This is a genomic window from Acetobacter sicerae (assembly GCF_011516765.1).
Lineage (GTDB): Bacteria > Pseudomonadota > Alphaproteobacteria > Acetobacterales > Acetobacteraceae > Acetobacter > Acetobacter sicerae.
In genome coordinates this window covers 1-13,268 of record NZ_JAAABN010000005.1, presented here as the reverse complement: position 1 = coordinate 13,268, position 13,268 = coordinate 1, and the positions used below count along the sequence as shown (strand labels likewise).

The 13,268-nt window shown below is 57.5% G+C and carries 12 protein-coding genes; 7 read left to right on the top strand and 5 right to left on the bottom strand.

Annotation, left to right across the window (positions count from 1 at the left end):
- The first annotated feature begins 87 nt into the window (after positions 1 to 87).
- On the top strand, positions 88 to 2,469 hold the full coding sequence (locus GVI59_RS06940; protein WP_173573586.1) for a TonB-dependent receptor: 2,382 nt from the start codon (positions 88 to 90) through the stop codon (positions 2,467 to 2,469).
- A gap of 280 nt (positions 2,470 to 2,749) precedes the next feature.
- On the opposite strand, the gene GVI59_RS06935 is transcribed toward GVI59_RS06940, so the two are convergent.
- The 5 genes from GVI59_RS06935 to GVI59_RS06915 are packed head-to-tail and all read right to left on the bottom strand — an operon-like array spanning position 2,750 to position 7,891.
- Positions 2,750 to 4,366: a rhodanese-like domain-containing protein gene (locus tag GVI59_RS06935; protein WP_173573585.1), complete on the bottom strand. Its 1,617-nt coding sequence runs from the start codon at positions 4,364 to 4,366 to the stop codon at positions 2,750 to 2,752.
- Positions 4,363 to 4,962, bottom strand: a complete 600-nt coding sequence (locus GVI59_RS06930) for a cysteine dioxygenase family protein (protein WP_173573584.1) — start codon at positions 4,960 to 4,962, stop codon at positions 4,363 to 4,365. Before GVI59_RS06930 ends, GVI59_RS06935 begins: the two co-directional genes overlap by 4 nt.
- 22 nt (positions 4,963 to 4,984) lie before the next feature.
- Complete coding sequence (locus GVI59_RS06925) at positions 4,985 to 5,779, bottom strand: class II aldolase/adducin family protein (RefSeq protein ID WP_173573583.1); 795 nt, start codon at positions 5,777 to 5,779, stop codon at positions 4,985 to 4,987.
- A gap of 26 nt (positions 5,780 to 5,805) precedes the next feature.
- Positions 5,806 to 6,792 carry an NAD(P)-dependent oxidoreductase gene (locus GVI59_RS06920; RefSeq protein ID WP_173573582.1) on the bottom strand — a complete coding sequence of 329 codons (987 nt, stop codon included), beginning with the start codon at positions 6,790 to 6,792 and terminating at the stop codon, positions 5,806 to 5,808.
- Positions 6,793 to 6,799: 7 nt separating this feature from the next.
- Positions 6,800 to 7,891: an LLM class flavin-dependent oxidoreductase gene (locus tag GVI59_RS06915; protein WP_173573581.1), complete on the bottom strand. Its 1,092-nt coding sequence runs from the start codon at positions 7,889 to 7,891 to the stop codon at positions 6,800 to 6,802.
- Between the two features lie 154 nt (positions 7,892 to 8,045).
- On the opposite strand from GVI59_RS06915, the gene GVI59_RS06910 reads away from it, so the two are divergent.
- The 6 genes from GVI59_RS06910 to GVI59_RS06885 all read left to right on the top strand — a co-directional run bounded on the left by GVI59_RS06910 (position 8,046) and on the right by GVI59_RS06885 (position 13,137).
- A complete protein-coding gene (locus GVI59_RS06910; RefSeq protein WP_173573580.1) occupies positions 8,046 to 8,972 on the top strand; it encodes a LysR substrate-binding domain-containing protein in 927 nt (308 codons plus the stop codon).
- A gap of 96 nt (positions 8,973 to 9,068) precedes the next feature.
- Positions 9,069 to 9,767 (top strand): peroxiredoxin-like family protein, encoded by a 699-nt coding sequence (locus tag GVI59_RS06905; RefSeq protein WP_173573579.1) that lies wholly within the window; start codon positions 9,069 to 9,071, stop codon positions 9,765 to 9,767.
- Positions 9,757 to 10,317, top strand: a complete 561-nt coding sequence (locus GVI59_RS06900; RefSeq protein WP_173573578.1) for a flavin reductase — start codon at positions 9,757 to 9,759, stop codon at positions 10,315 to 10,317. The genes GVI59_RS06905 and GVI59_RS06900 overlap by 11 nt, the downstream gene beginning before the upstream one ends.
- The gene (locus tag GVI59_RS06895; RefSeq protein WP_173573577.1) at positions 10,317 to 11,378 is read left to right on the top strand and encodes an ABC transporter substrate-binding protein; all 1,062 of its coding nucleotides are present in this window, start codon (positions 10,317 to 10,319) and stop codon (positions 11,376 to 11,378) included. Before GVI59_RS06900 ends, GVI59_RS06895 begins: the two co-directional genes overlap by 1 nt.
- A gap of 23 nt (positions 11,379 to 11,401) precedes the next feature.
- Entirely contained in the window at positions 11,402 to 12,355 is a 954-nt protein-coding gene (locus GVI59_RS06890) for an ABC transporter permease (RefSeq protein ID WP_242013012.1), read from the top strand.
- Positions 12,349 to 13,137 (top strand): ABC transporter ATP-binding protein, encoded by a 789-nt coding sequence (locus GVI59_RS06885; protein WP_173573575.1) that lies wholly within the window; start codon positions 12,349 to 12,351, stop codon positions 13,135 to 13,137. The genes GVI59_RS06890 and GVI59_RS06885 overlap by 7 nt, the downstream gene beginning before the upstream one ends.
- The last annotated feature ends 131 nt before the right edge of the window (positions 13,138 to 13,268 follow it).

The window sequence follows — 13,268 nt, the reverse complement described above, 5'->3', positions numbered from 1 at the left end:
AAGAAGTTTTGGTGAACATGTAGGGCAAGTGAAAAATGCAAGACATTCTTCACGGTTTATTCTCCTGCAAATGAGACCGAGGCGGCAATGTATTTTCGTCATGGCGTTGATGCCACAGAGTCATCTGGAAACAGACGTTTCCGTCACTCTCTCCTGTTCCAGACGACATGCTGTGCAACGATTTTTTTCGGATCAGCACAGGATGTTTTTGCAGCGACAACAAACACCCGACATTCAACTGCAGAAAAAGCGAGTTCCGGATCGGGGCAGATATCGCGCCACAACAAGACACCTCATGCCGTAAGAGCATCGTCTCAGGCCGAGACGGTACGCGTTACAGGAAAAAGCCGCACGGCCCGCAAGGATGCCGTCCTTCAGAAAACGCCTTCTTCTGCGACATTGATGTCCGCGGAACGTCTTGATCGTCTGGGGGTACAAAGCACGAAACAGCTCGCACGTCTGACGCCCAATCTCTACATTCCCAACAATATGCCCGGTTATTCAGTCATAAATTACTTCATTCGCGGCATTGGAGAAATCGATCCACAGGGTGAGCCTTCTGTCGGCACTTATATCGATGGGGTCTATCTGCCGCGCAATATGGGCAACATGCAGGAACTGCTCGATGTGGAGAATATCCAGATTGATCGTGGACCTGTCACGTCTATTGGTCATCAGTCCGAGGGAGGTGCAGTACACATCAACACCATCGTACCGACCAACAAAAGGCGCGTCGTGGTTCAGACCGGCTACGGCACCTATAATGAATGGCAGGTCGGGGTGGCGGCAAGTGGCGCAATCCTGAAAGACAAGGTCTATGGCAGCATCGCCTTCGACCATCATGCCCGTGACGGCATCGATCATAACTATGCTGTCAACAAGAACACCAACAATATCGACTACACACAGGCACGCGGCAAACTTCGCTTTACACCGAATGAAGATTGGGACATCACGCTTGCATTCGACGGCACTGTGGATGGCAGCACCAACCGTGGTGTCGGCAATCAGTTGAACTACTACAAATACGGAAACTACAATCCGGCTTTTCCAAAAAACAGCTACACACAGGCCGGGTTTACCGGCAATGTCCGTTATACCATTTCGCCACATCTGACCCTGTTTTCAATCACCGGCATCCGGGGATATGACGACAAGGGCATGTATGACAATTACGGCGATATCTACTCCCGTGGATCACAGCAACTCTCTTATAAAGACAGGATGTATTCGGAAGAACTACGCCTGCATGGTGATTACGGAAAACTTGATTTCAATGTCGGTGCTTACTTCCTTTATGAAGACTGGTTTACAAATCGTAATGCCAACAACTCCTACGGCACGATGACGAACAATCCGGCAGATATCCGCTATATGCCGGTCAATGCGGTCATCGATCAGCTCAATCGCAACTGGGCTGTCTATGGAGAGGCGCATTATCATCTCACCCCGACAGTGACCCTGACGGCAGGACTACGGTTCAATTGGGAGAATCACTCAAACTCTGAAACGCTGAGCTATCTGGCTGGTGGCAATCACATCACTACAGTGGCCAACCAGCTTGCGACACTCCTGTCTTCATCACCTCAGGGCGGCGTCGCGTGGACCGCCTCTGGCAACAAGAGCTGGACGCAGCTTCTGCCCAAAGGCGCGATCACCTGGCAAGCACGTCCAAATCTGATGACATACGCTTCCATCTCACAGGGCGGCAAATCGGCAGGATACGATTTCCGTGCGCAGTCACCTGGAGCCACAGGCAGTCTTCAGGCATCCATCCCCTACAAGCCCGAAATTGTCACAACCTACGAAGTCGGCGTGAAAACCGACCCTCTACCCGGACGCTTACGCTTCAACGGCGCTCTGTTCTGGAATCAGTTTGATGATATCCAGTTGACAACACTCGATCCTTCCTCAGGATTGAGCCGCCGGTTCAACGCGGGAAAAGGTCACTCTGTGGGAGCCGAAATCGAAACATTCGTCAAGATCACGAAAGATCTCGACCTGAACTATACCGCCTCCTATCTTTATTCGTCTCTGGACAAGTTCAAAGGGAATGCCGCCCAGATTGCTCTGGCTGATGGCAGTCTTTACAACACGACGCCTTATGCCGGAGCCCCACTTCCTTGGTCACCCCGTTTCCAGAATGCGGGCTCTCTGACCTATCATATTCCTGTGTCTCTTCCGGGAACTTTCGTAATCGGTGCGGATGTTTCCTTCCAGACCAGCCTGCACACAACATCTATGGCCAACCGTCAGGACCGGATCCCTGCCCAGACCTATGTCAACGCCATGATGAGCTGGACCAGTCCCGACAAGCGCTGGCAGCTACAGGTGCAGGGACGCAACCTGCTGGACCATCGTTACCTTCAGGGAACCGCCTTTACACAAGGTCAGGGCGTTCCCATCTATTATTCCGGATATTACACAGACCCACGCACGATTTACGCAACTGCACGATTTACATTGTAAGACCGGAAAGAACAGGTGAGGGCATGGAAACCATGCTCTTCCCTGAAATCTCTATGCACTCCGAAATGTTTTCAGAATCCGGATATATTTTCGGACATTCCCGAACTGAAATCGTTATAATCGTCAGTTTTATTCGCGTGATTATTTTCACTTCTTTTATCAGAAAAGAAGGTGCGCAGTTTCATTTCTCGCCACCTTCTAAACTCATATTCCAGGAACAGAAAAGGGAGAAGCGGCAACCCGCTTCTCCCTTTTTTCCATCCGCACGAACCGGACTGGCTTACGTTTCCAACACTGAAAAGCCGTGCGTACCGTCGCGCTCAAGCTGGGCGACAAGACCAAACTCCCAATCGAGATAAGCCTGCATGGCTTCACGGGCATTGTCAGTGCCCTCATAAGGTCTCTTGTAGATATCTACTGGTTTTGAAAGAGCATTTTCCTTGGACAGCCCCGCTTCAAGCGCCTGACCAGCGGCTTTCCACGCTGCGGTTCCGCCTTCCAGAACTTGTGCCTCGACGCCGTTTTCCACGAGACGCCGAGCCGCGATCCGCGCAGCGACACCATCAGGCGAAGTCAGAACGATCCGTCGCGCCCCCAGAACGTCGGGGTGTCCCACCAGATCCGTCGGAATAATAAAGAAAGCACCAGGAACATGCCCTGCCCTGAATGCCCGGCTGGTGGCAAGGTCAAGGATCAAGGGCGGATTGGATTTTGTATTCTGAGCCAGAAGATCAGCAGATGAGATCGAAGGAACGACAGCAAGAGGACTCGACAGGAGAGCTGGTTGCGGACCGATTTCCTGCTTCAGGCCTGTCCAGTCATCAAGGATATAAACATGCTTCCATCCAAGCTGGCGTAGCCAATGGCCTGTCATGCGGGCACGAACGCCATCCGTGTCCGTCAGAACGATCGTGCCGTGACGCACACCGATCCATTCATCCGTTGCCTGCACCAACTGACCGCCGGGAGCGGAACGGAAACCCGCCAGATGCCCGGACTCATATTCCTCCGGTGAACGCACGTCGAGCCGGTAAAGTGAACGGTCTGTCCGGCCTTCCAGCTCCTTAAGCTGCACAGGAGTGATGAACTCAACACCCGTTTTCTCGGCGAGCTCCTGCGCCCTCTTTCGAGCTTTTTCGTGATTCGCCTCCGTGAAATCAGGAGCTTTGCGACCGGCTTCATGATCGAGTTCGAACCCGGCCAGCGTCCAGCCAATCGTACCGTTACGCAGGGCAAAGACAGGGTTGGGAATTTCTGCATTGACCAGAGACTGCGTGCCGATGATCGAACGTGTGCGACCAGCGCAATTCACGATCACCGTGGTGTCCGGTGACGGCGCAATATCGCGCACCCGAAGGGCGAGCTCTGCTCCAGGCACGGAACGACCGCCGGGAATGGACATCGTGTTGTATTCCACGAAGCGTCGCGCATCGAGAATAACAAGATCATCGCCGCGCGCGATGCGGGCATGCACCTCTTCCGCCGGCAGGGAGGGCGTGTGACGGACATGCTCGACCAGTTCACCAAATGCTTTGGACGGCACGTTCACGTCGATAAACAGTTCACCTCCAGACGCACGCCAGCCGTCCAGATTTCCGGCAAGCGCTGAAACATCCGTATAGCCCAATTGCCTGAGCAGTTCGATGGCAGGGCGAACAAGCCCTTCACCATTGTCATACACCACGACCGGCACGGTCTGCCGGGGGATGAGTCCCGTCACCAGCTCTTCGATACGACCCAGCGGAAGATTGACGGCAAAAAGCGGGTGTCCAGCTGCAAAAAACGCTTCTTCACGCACATCGAGAAGAGCAATTTCCTCACCGGCACGCAACCGCTCACGGACGGTTTCCGAGGTGGTTTCCGCTATCGTAGCACCAGAAGGGGAAAGCGCGTTCATGCTGCCTGCCTTTCGCGGGAACGATCCCACAGATTGGGGGTCTCTTCGCTGGAATAACCCGAGATGAAGGTTTTCTCCGTGCCGGTTTCCGGATCATAGATGGCACGGGAAACGCCGCCGATATTGGCGCCATAGACATGAATGGAGATCGACGTTTCACCTTCCAGCGCATTGGCCACAAGGTGATAATCATTGACGCCCGGGGCCAGGGTCGCAACTTCACCCGGCTCCAGAAAGCTGGTTTCCGTGGCATGGAAATGACCCATTGCGTCACGTTCATACTGCGTTTCGCTCTCACGGCCACGCAGCATGCCGATCAGGCCCCATACCCGATGATCGTGCAGGGGGGTTTTCTGACCCGGTCCCCACACAAAGCTGACGACCGAGAAACGCTCCAGCGGATCGCAGTGCAGGAGATACTGGCTGTAGCGTTCCGGACTGGGCTGCGCGAACTCGTCAGGCAGCCAGTCATCACGGGAGACCAGTCTGCGGAGGAGCTTTGCTCCTTCCGTCTGAAGTGTCTGCGGATCACTGTCCGTATCGTGAAGTTTCGTGAAATCAACGATGAAATCACGCAGGGAAGAGATTGTGGTCATGAGGCGCTCCTGTCGTGAGGAATTAGTCGAGAAGGTCGGGTTCCTGCGCGACGATCCAGTCCCACAGAGGCTGAAACGAGAAATATCCGCCCTGTTCCGTGCCAACCTGCGCGGCCGTCTTGCGGGCAATATCATGAGCAATCGGCTTCAGCGGTCCCGCAGCCTGTGCGAGAAGCTGGGCATGAGCGGCATTATCCATGGAGATGAAACGCCAGGCGGCTGTTTCCACGGAATGACCGACTGTCAGCAGGCCATGATTCTGGAGAATGAGCGCGCTCCGGTTGCCCAGCGTCTCGGCCAGACGGTCTCCCTCGCTATCTTCCAGCACAACGCCCGAAAAAGGATCGAAAACAGCATGGTCTTCGTAAAAGGCGCAGGAATCCTGCGTGAGCGGCAGCAGAGGAACGCCAAGAGCGGAAAAGGCCTTGCCGTAAGTGGAATGGGTATGGGCTGCGGCAATTACATCCGGACGCGCCCTGTGCAGCGCAGAATGAATGGTGAAACCCGCCGTGTTGATAGGGCGGTTTCCAATCAGGATATTCCCCTCATGATCGACGAGTTGCAGGCTGGACGTGCGTATCTGCGAGAAATGCACACCCAGAGGATTGATCCAGTACTGATCAGGAAATTCCGGATCACGCGCCGTCACATGGCCTGCCAGTCCCTGATCGAAACCGTAACGTCCGAACAGACGGAACGTGGCGGCCAGTCGCTGTTTGCGATGCAGCCGTTCCTCTTCATACGATGCCGCCGGTGGACGGGGCTCAAGCCGGAAAGTGCGGGCCTTGGGAGCTGCAACGGGAGAAATGGCGTTCATGGACACAATCCTTAAATCTGCTGTGATCAGTAGCCACGTTCTGGATCGATCACGTCGAGAAGGGGTTCATTCCTGAGAAAACGGGACAGGTTTGTGCGGATACGCTGCGCAAGATTGGCGCGGACATCCGGTCCGACCCAGCTGATATGAGGCGTCAGCCGGACACGGGGATGCGTGTAGAGCGGGTGTCCGGCCGGAAGAGGTTCAGGCGTGGTGACATCCAGCGTAGCGAAGGCCGGACGACCGGAATCCAGAGCGCGTAGAAGCGCATCCTGATCCACAAGCGCCCCACGGGCGACATTGACGAGATGCAATCCTTCCTTTGCTTGACGCAGGATATCTTCGTTGATGATACCCCGTGTCTCGGAAGTAAGTGGCATGGCCAGAACGAGATGATCAGCCTGACGGAAAAGCTCACTGAGTGAAGAGACGGGCTCTATGTCTTCGTCCGTTTCCGCCCACGCACTACGACGAAGCACCCGGATACGCATGCCGAATGCACGGGCCCGAGAGGCGATGGCCCGCCCTATCGCGCCGTAACCCGCAAGACCCAGCGTGCGTCCATGCAGGGTGCCAGTTACAGGATTCTGCCGGAAAGGCGCGGTGGCGTCGGTCCATTCCTGCGGCGTTGTCGGGTGCAGCGCATCCACCTGCCGTTCATGATGAAGCAGGGCAGAGATCACGTATTCCGCAATCGGGGTGGCGGCATCGCCACGCCCGCAGGTCACGATCCGTCCTTCCGTCAGCCATTTTGGAAAACTGTCTATTCCGGCAGACGCGATCTGAACCCAGCGTGGACCATCCCGCCATGAGGCGGGAGGCGACGATGGCGCTTTCGCCCATGCAGGCGAAGGCCCGGTCAGCAGAATGTCCGCACCTGCGGTCTGCCAGGGTTCTTCATTGTCGCGGTTGCCCTCGATCACACGCACCTGCTGCGCATAATCGGTCAGAACGGTGGCGATGGTCCCACCGATCTGATCCAGAAGCACGGGACGTTCATGCGTGGCGGACATGACCGCTTCAGGCCACGCGTGTCAGGCGGCGATTATCCTCTTCAGCCACCAGTTCACGGACCAGCGGGATCAGATCACGGCCATATTCATACGCATCAAGCAGCGGGTCGAACCCGCGGATCAGGAAGGTGGAGATACCGAGCCGGTAATAATCGATGAGCGCTTCAGCAACCTGCTGAGGCGTGCCAACAAGCGAGGTGGAGTTCCCCTTGGCGCCCGTTAATTCTGCGATCCCGGTCCAGAGACGCTTGTCGAGACGGCTTCCCTGTGCCGCCGCCGCCAGCAGACGACGCGAGCCCTCATTGGGAACGTCTTTATTACGCACAAATCCGGTCGTTTCCTGAAGAGCGCGGGCTTTTTCAAGAATACGGTCGGCACGCGCCCAGGCCGCCTCTTCCGTTTCCGCGAGAATGGGTCGCAGCGAGAGCGAGAAGCGGGGCGAGCGACCGTGTTTCGCGGCGGCGGCGCGGACCCGTGAGACTGTTTCGGCCACCTGCTCGTAAGTTTCGCCCCACAGGGCGTAAACATCGGCATGCTTGCCGGCGACTTCGATCGCCTCAGCCGAAGAACCTCCGAAATAAACAGGAAGGGCGTCCGCATTGTACGGATGGACCAGCGAATTGGCGCCACGCACGTCGTAGAACGCGCCCTTGTAATCGAACGGGGCGGTCTGGCTCCATTCCTGCCGTACAATGTCGAGATATTCACTGGTGCGGGCATAGCGCTGGGCTTTGGTCGTATGATCGCCGTCAGCCTGCAGCTCCAAATCACTACCACCAGTGATGATATGTACGGCGACACGTCCCCGCGTGAGGTTATCGAGCGTGGCGAGCTGACGTGCGACGATGGTCGGCGCATTGAAACCGGGACGATGAGCAATCAGAAGACCAAGATCCGGCGCGACAGACGCCGCATGCTGGGCGATGAGAATGCTTTCGGGTGAATTGGAATGGAAAGCGACCAGAACGCGGTCGAATCCGCCATTCTCATGAATTTTCGCCGCTGTTTCGATATGTTTCGGATCAACGACCGGACCTGATGGCGGGATGATCTCTGAATGATTGCGGCTGCCGACGTAACCGATGAACTCGACGGACATGGTTATCCCCCTAAAATCACTATCAAATATAGTTAGTAGTAAAATTAACGCTTGAAAATTGATAAAAAGCAAGCAAGGAATGCTCAATACACACTTCATCCGTCGCAATGTGACCGAACCGGTCATTAAACGGAGATCGAGACCGGAGCCCATCATGTCCCAGTCCACCCGGCCTTCTTCTGGCCCTCCCGCCGATCCTTATCTGGGCGCTCCCCTGCCTCAGCGCATGGCGCGCAACGTTCCCAGCGAACTTCTGCGATCGTTCGTGGCGATCGTGGAAGCAGGCTCCATGGCGCAGGCGACCGAGACGATTTTCCTGACACAGTCCGCGCTCAGCCTGCAGATGAAGCGTCTGGAAGACGTGCTTCAGCAGAAGCTTTTCCGGCGCGATGGACGCCGCCTGATTCTGACGCCCATCGGAGAGGAACTGGTCGGATATGCCCGCCAGCTCCTCGCGCTCAACGACCGGATCATGCGCACGCTCGGTCAGGATTCGGAACCGGAACCGATAACTGTCGGTATGGTGCAGGATTTTGCCGACACGCTGCTTCCGGACGTTTTGGGACAGTTTCGCCTTGCGCATCCACGTTCCCGTCTTGTGATCCAGATCGGCGGATCGGCGGAGCTTCTGGAAATGTTTGACCGCTCAAGACTCGATCTGGTGCTGTGCCTTGGACAGCATGGAGACCGTTCCGGCGCGACATGGAAAGTGGTGGGACATGACCGCATGACATGGATCGGCGATCCGGCCATTGCCGAGCTTTCCGAAGTGCCTCTCGTTCTTCTTGAGCCACCTTGCCGTTTTCGTGACGCCGCCCTGCGCGCCCTGACACAGGAACGGCGTGATTACCGGCTGGTTCTGGAAACGCCCAATCTGCCAGCCATGCGGGCAGGCGTGCGCGGAGGGCTGGGTGTGAGCTGCCGCACGCGCAGATTCGCCACTGCTGAAGGACTGCCCACGATCACAAGCGATGCTCTTCCGGCTGTCCCCGAGATCGAGACCATACTCGTACGGCGCAACCATCTTGGCGATGCTGCGAACGATATAGGTGATCTGCTGGCGGCTGCGGCGGGCGCTTGAATAATGTTCAAGGAACGGATGACAAGAACTCTTTATGAGACAGGGAAGCCTTCGCGGCAGGATCGGATTGTTCCGATATCTGCAACGAGGTTTCTCATGACGTCATCCGCATCTGTCGCCCCTCTTCGCGCCAAATTCCGGGAACTGGAAGAAGAGCGCGAGCGCACGTGGGAGCCCGCGGCGCTGGCCGTAAACGTCAATCAGCGGGCCACACTGATCCGCGATCACGGCAAGACCGCATCTGTCGTCAGGGCAGGCGACGTGCTGCCACAGTTCACGCTGCCCGCCGTGGATGGGAGCACGGTGTCACTGGATGATCTGGTGGCGAAAGGACCGGCCGTTCTGGTGTTCTTCCGCTTCGCCGGATGTCCGGCCTGTAATATCGCCCTTCCTCATTATCGCGATACATTGTGGCCTGAACTGAAAGCGTCCGGCATTCCCCTTCTGGCGATCTCTCCCCAGCCGACAGCGCTTCTCTCCGAGATCGCCACGCGCCATGACCTGCCTTTCCCGGTCGCAACCGATACGGGGCTAAAGCTGTCACGCGAACTGGGTCTCTCCTACACGTTCGATGAACCGTCCCGGCAGAGTGCTCTCGCAAAAGGCGGAAAGAGCGAGGCGCTGAACGGTCTCGAAAATACCTGGGAACTTCCCAAGCCTGCTGTGATCGTCATCGGGCCCGGGCGTGTCGTGCGCTTTGCCGACGTCTCCCCTGACTGGATGGACCGCACGGAGAGCGACCGTGTTCTGGCGGCGTTGGGACTGGGGAAAGGAGAAGCCTCCCATGCAGCCTGACGGCATTGCGGTCGATGAGCAGACTTTTGTCCCGGCTGAACTGTTTCGGGAAGCCATGAGCCGTCTCGGGGCGCCCGTGACGGTGGTGGCGACAGACGGTCCGGCCGGGCGTCAGGGCCTGACCGTCTCCGCCATGACAAGCGTGAGCGACACACCGCCCACAGTGCTCGTGTGCCTTAACCGCAGCAACCGCTCTCACGAAGCATTCCAGCGCAACGGCGTGGTCGGGATCAGCATTCTCGGTCATGGACATGACGATGTGGCAGGCGTGTTCGCCAGTTCCCGCCGCGCGCCCGAGGAGAAATTCGCATCCGGCGTCTGGCGCGTTGGAAAAACAGGCGCGCCGCTTCTCGATGATGCGGCTGTGACTCTGGACTGTGTGATTGAGGATATCCGCACGTCAGGAACACATGACGTGCTGTTCTGCGCAGTCCGCGACATCGTGATCAGCGACGCGATTGCCGCCGGTCTTGCTTGGTGCGGTCGCGCCTTTCACCACCTTCCTTTTGCGCCGCTCGCGGCTTCTCTGAAAGTTCGGGATACGGTCTGATGACATTCGGCGCTTCCTTTTCCCGCAGGCGACTTCTGGGCGGAATTCTGTCCGGTGCGGGAGCGGCCGCCCTCGCTTCCCGTCCGCTTCATGCCCAGGACGCTACGGGACATGCGGAACCGTGCACGGCGGCGATCACCGGCGCGGTCACGCCGCTTGCCACGCCACGCAAACTGACAATCGCGTGGAACGAGAATTCGGTCTGCACGGCGGCAGTGCCTGTGGCGAAGGAAAAAGGCTTTTTCGCCCGCCATAATATTGAAGTGGATTACGTCAATTTCGGTGGTGCGACCGACCAGCTTCTTGAAGCGCTGGCCACGGGCAAGGCGGACGGAGCGCCCGGCATGGCGCTGCGGTGGCTCAAGCCATTACAGCAGGGCTTTGACGTCAAGCTGGTGGCCGGTCTTCATGCGGGCTGCATGTATCTGATGACGGCGCAGGACAGCGCGATCCGCTCTTTGACTGATCTGAAAGGCAAGACGGTCGGTGTGACCGACATGGGAGGGCCTGATCGCAATTTCTTCTCCATTCGCCTGAAAGAGGTGGGAGTGGACCCGGAAACGGACGTCTCGTGGCGCGCTTTTCCCCCTGACCTGCTGCCGCTGGCTCTCCAGCGGGGAGAGGTGCAGGCCATTTCGGATGCCGACCCTGTCAGCTGGATACAGAAGAAACAGTTCAACCTGCGTGATATCGACAGCAACATGACCGGCACATGGGCGCATACCGCCTGCTGCGTCATTGGGTTGCGAGGCAGTCTTGTGCGCGATGAACCGGATGTGGCGCGGGCTGTGACCCGTGCGATCATGGACGCAGGAGCGTGGCTGGCCTGCAACCCTGATGAGGCCGGTGCAATATTCCAGCCTTTTGCCCCCAGGGTTCCTGCGAAAGATCTGGCCGAAATGATTCGTATTCAGGGGCATCATCACCAGACGCTTTCCGGTTCTTTCCGTGATGAGATCGTGCGTTATGCAGAAGCTCTGAAAGAAATCGGTGTGTTCCGGCCGTCGCTTGACACTGCCCGCTATGCAGCACGGGTCACACAGGATCTGTTTGCATCATGAGCGGGGCGGAGGCGACGTTCGGGATGGATTCAGCAGTTACCCGTCGGAAGACTGCAGTGCAGGTGTCGCCCGTCGCATGGCTGGCAGGACCGGTGTGGTTGCTTGCCGCCCTGCTGACATGGCGCTGGCCGGATGCAGACGATTTTCCTGCCACCAATGTGCTGGCCGCCGGGTTTGCGGTGGTGGGAGTAGCGTTACTGGCCGGCGCAGCGCTGAAACTGCTCCGGGCGCGCGCGGCATGGGCGGTGGCGCTCGGTCTGGGGCTTGGCGCGTGGGAAGTGGCTCAGGCCAAACTGCTTCTGCTGCCCCGTCCTTTCTTCGGAACACCGCAGGATCTTCTTGATGTTTTCCTCACGGACTGGTCCCGCCTCGGCAATTCATTGCTTCACTCACTCGGACTGCTGCTCGTGGGTTATGGTCTGGGGTCATTCATCGGCATTGCCGTGGGGATCGGACTGGGACGGTCGCTGCGATTCCGTTACTGGGCACATCCCATCCTGCGCATGATCGGCCCCCTCCCTCCCGTCGCGCTTCTGCCACTGGCCTTCGTGATGATCCCTTCGAGCTGGGTCGCCGGTGAAGCCCTGATGATGCTGGCCTCTGCTTTTCCTGTCGCGGTTCTGACCTGGTCGGGCATTTCAGCTGTGGACCCGGCCTTTCACGATGTGGCACGCACCATGGGCGCAAAGGAGCGGTTTCTTGTCTTCCACGTAGCGTTGCCCGCTGCTCTGCCACAGATTTTTGTCGGTCTGTTCATGGGGCTGGGTGCCTCCTTCGCCATGCTGGTGGTGGCCGAAATGCTGGGCGTGAAAGCGGGGCTCGGCTTTTACATGCAGTGGGCTCAGGGATGGGCAGCCTATCCCAATATGTATGCGGCCCTCGTGGTGATGTCGGTCATGTGCACGGGTCTGATCACACTGCTTTTCCGGGTGCGGGACAGGTTGCTTGTCTGGCAGAAGGATGGTCTCAAATGGTGACGGCTCAGGCAAAAGCGCCGGGTGAGGAACTGGCCCTGCATGTGCGCGGGGTAGAACACGGTTATCACATTGATGGCGTGTACCGCCCGGTTATTCACGAGATGAATCTGAGCGTGGAGGCGGGAGAGTTTGTCGCTCTTCTGGGACCGTCAGGGTGCGGCAAGTCGACTCTGCTGCGCCTGATCGCCGGGCTGGAGAAACCGGCGGCGGGCTGGATCGAGGTGGACGGCAGGCCAGTCACCGGACCGGGGCCGGATCGTATTGTGATGTTTCAGGACCCGACGCTCTATCCATGGCGAACCGTACGCCAGAATGTCGCGCTCTCACAGGACATTTCCGGAAAGAGAAATGATCAGGCTGTCGAAGAGGCCATTCGTCTTGTCGGCTTGAGCGGTTTTGAAAAAGCGTGGCCGCATCAGCTGTCAGGAGGCATGGCCCAGCGCACAGCACTGGCGCGGGCACTGGTTAACCATCCACGAATGCTCATTCTTGACGAACCGCTGGGAAAGCTGGACGCCTTGACCCGTCTCACCATGCAGACAGAGTTACACAGACTATGGAAAGAGCGTGATTTCACCGCGATCATGGTCACTCACGATGTTGATGAAGCCCTCTTTCTGGCGACACGCGTGATAGTATTGGGCGGCACTAACCATTCACGTATCCTGTCCGATATCCGCGTGGATGCACCCTTCCACCGCCACAGGGATGATCCCTGTTTTTTGAAGTTGCGGCAGGAGATCTTGTCACAGTTGGGATATTCCGCTGATTCACTTCTTTAAAGTGAGCTTGCTTCAGTTACCACGCACACGTGAAATCAGCCGTATCTACGCTGCGTTTTTGCTCCCGATTGCATCCTATGTGCATCCTGCGGCGCATTCCGGACATAAAAAAACCCGCCTCAATCAGGCGG

Coding starts and splice junctions, on each gene's coding strand:
- GVI59_RS06895 (WP_173573577.1), top strand. CDS start 10,317: ATGACATTCGGCGCTTCCTTTTCCCGCAGGCGACTTCTGGGCGGAATT.
- GVI59_RS06935 (WP_173573585.1), bottom strand. CDS start 4,366: ATGAACGCGCTTTCCCCTTCTGGTGCTACGATAGCGGAAACCACCTCG.
- GVI59_RS06940 (WP_173573586.1), top strand. CDS start 88: ATGTATTTTCGTCATGGCGTTGATGCCACAGAGTCATCTGGAAACAGA.
- GVI59_RS06925 (WP_173573583.1), bottom strand. CDS start 5,779: ATGAACGCCATTTCTCCCGTTGCAGCTCCCAAGGCCCGCACTTTCCGG.
- GVI59_RS06905 (WP_173573579.1), top strand. CDS start 9,069: ATGACGTCATCCGCATCTGTCGCCCCTCTTCGCGCCAAATTCCGGGAA.
- GVI59_RS06885 (WP_173573575.1), top strand. CDS start 12,349: ATGGTGACGGCTCAGGCAAAAGCGCCGGGTGAGGAACTGGCCCTGCAT.
- GVI59_RS06900 (WP_173573578.1), top strand. CDS start 9,757: ATGCAGCCTGACGGCATTGCGGTCGATGAGCAGACTTTTGTCCCGGCT.
- GVI59_RS06915 (WP_173573581.1), bottom strand. CDS start 7,891: ATGTCCGTCGAGTTCATCGGTTACGTCGGCAGCCGCAATCATTCAGAG.
- GVI59_RS06910 (WP_173573580.1), top strand. CDS start 8,046: ATGTCCCAGTCCACCCGGCCTTCTTCTGGCCCTCCCGCCGATCCTTAT.
- GVI59_RS06930 (WP_173573584.1), bottom strand. CDS start 4,962: ATGACCACAATCTCTTCCCTGCGTGATTTCATCGTTGATTTCACGAAA.
- GVI59_RS06920 (WP_173573582.1), bottom strand. CDS start 6,792: ATGTCCGCCACGCATGAACGTCCCGTGCTTCTGGATCAGATCGGTGGG.
- GVI59_RS06890 (WP_242013012.1), top strand. CDS start 11,402: ATGGATTCAGCAGTTACCCGTCGGAAGACTGCAGTGCAGGTGTCGCCC.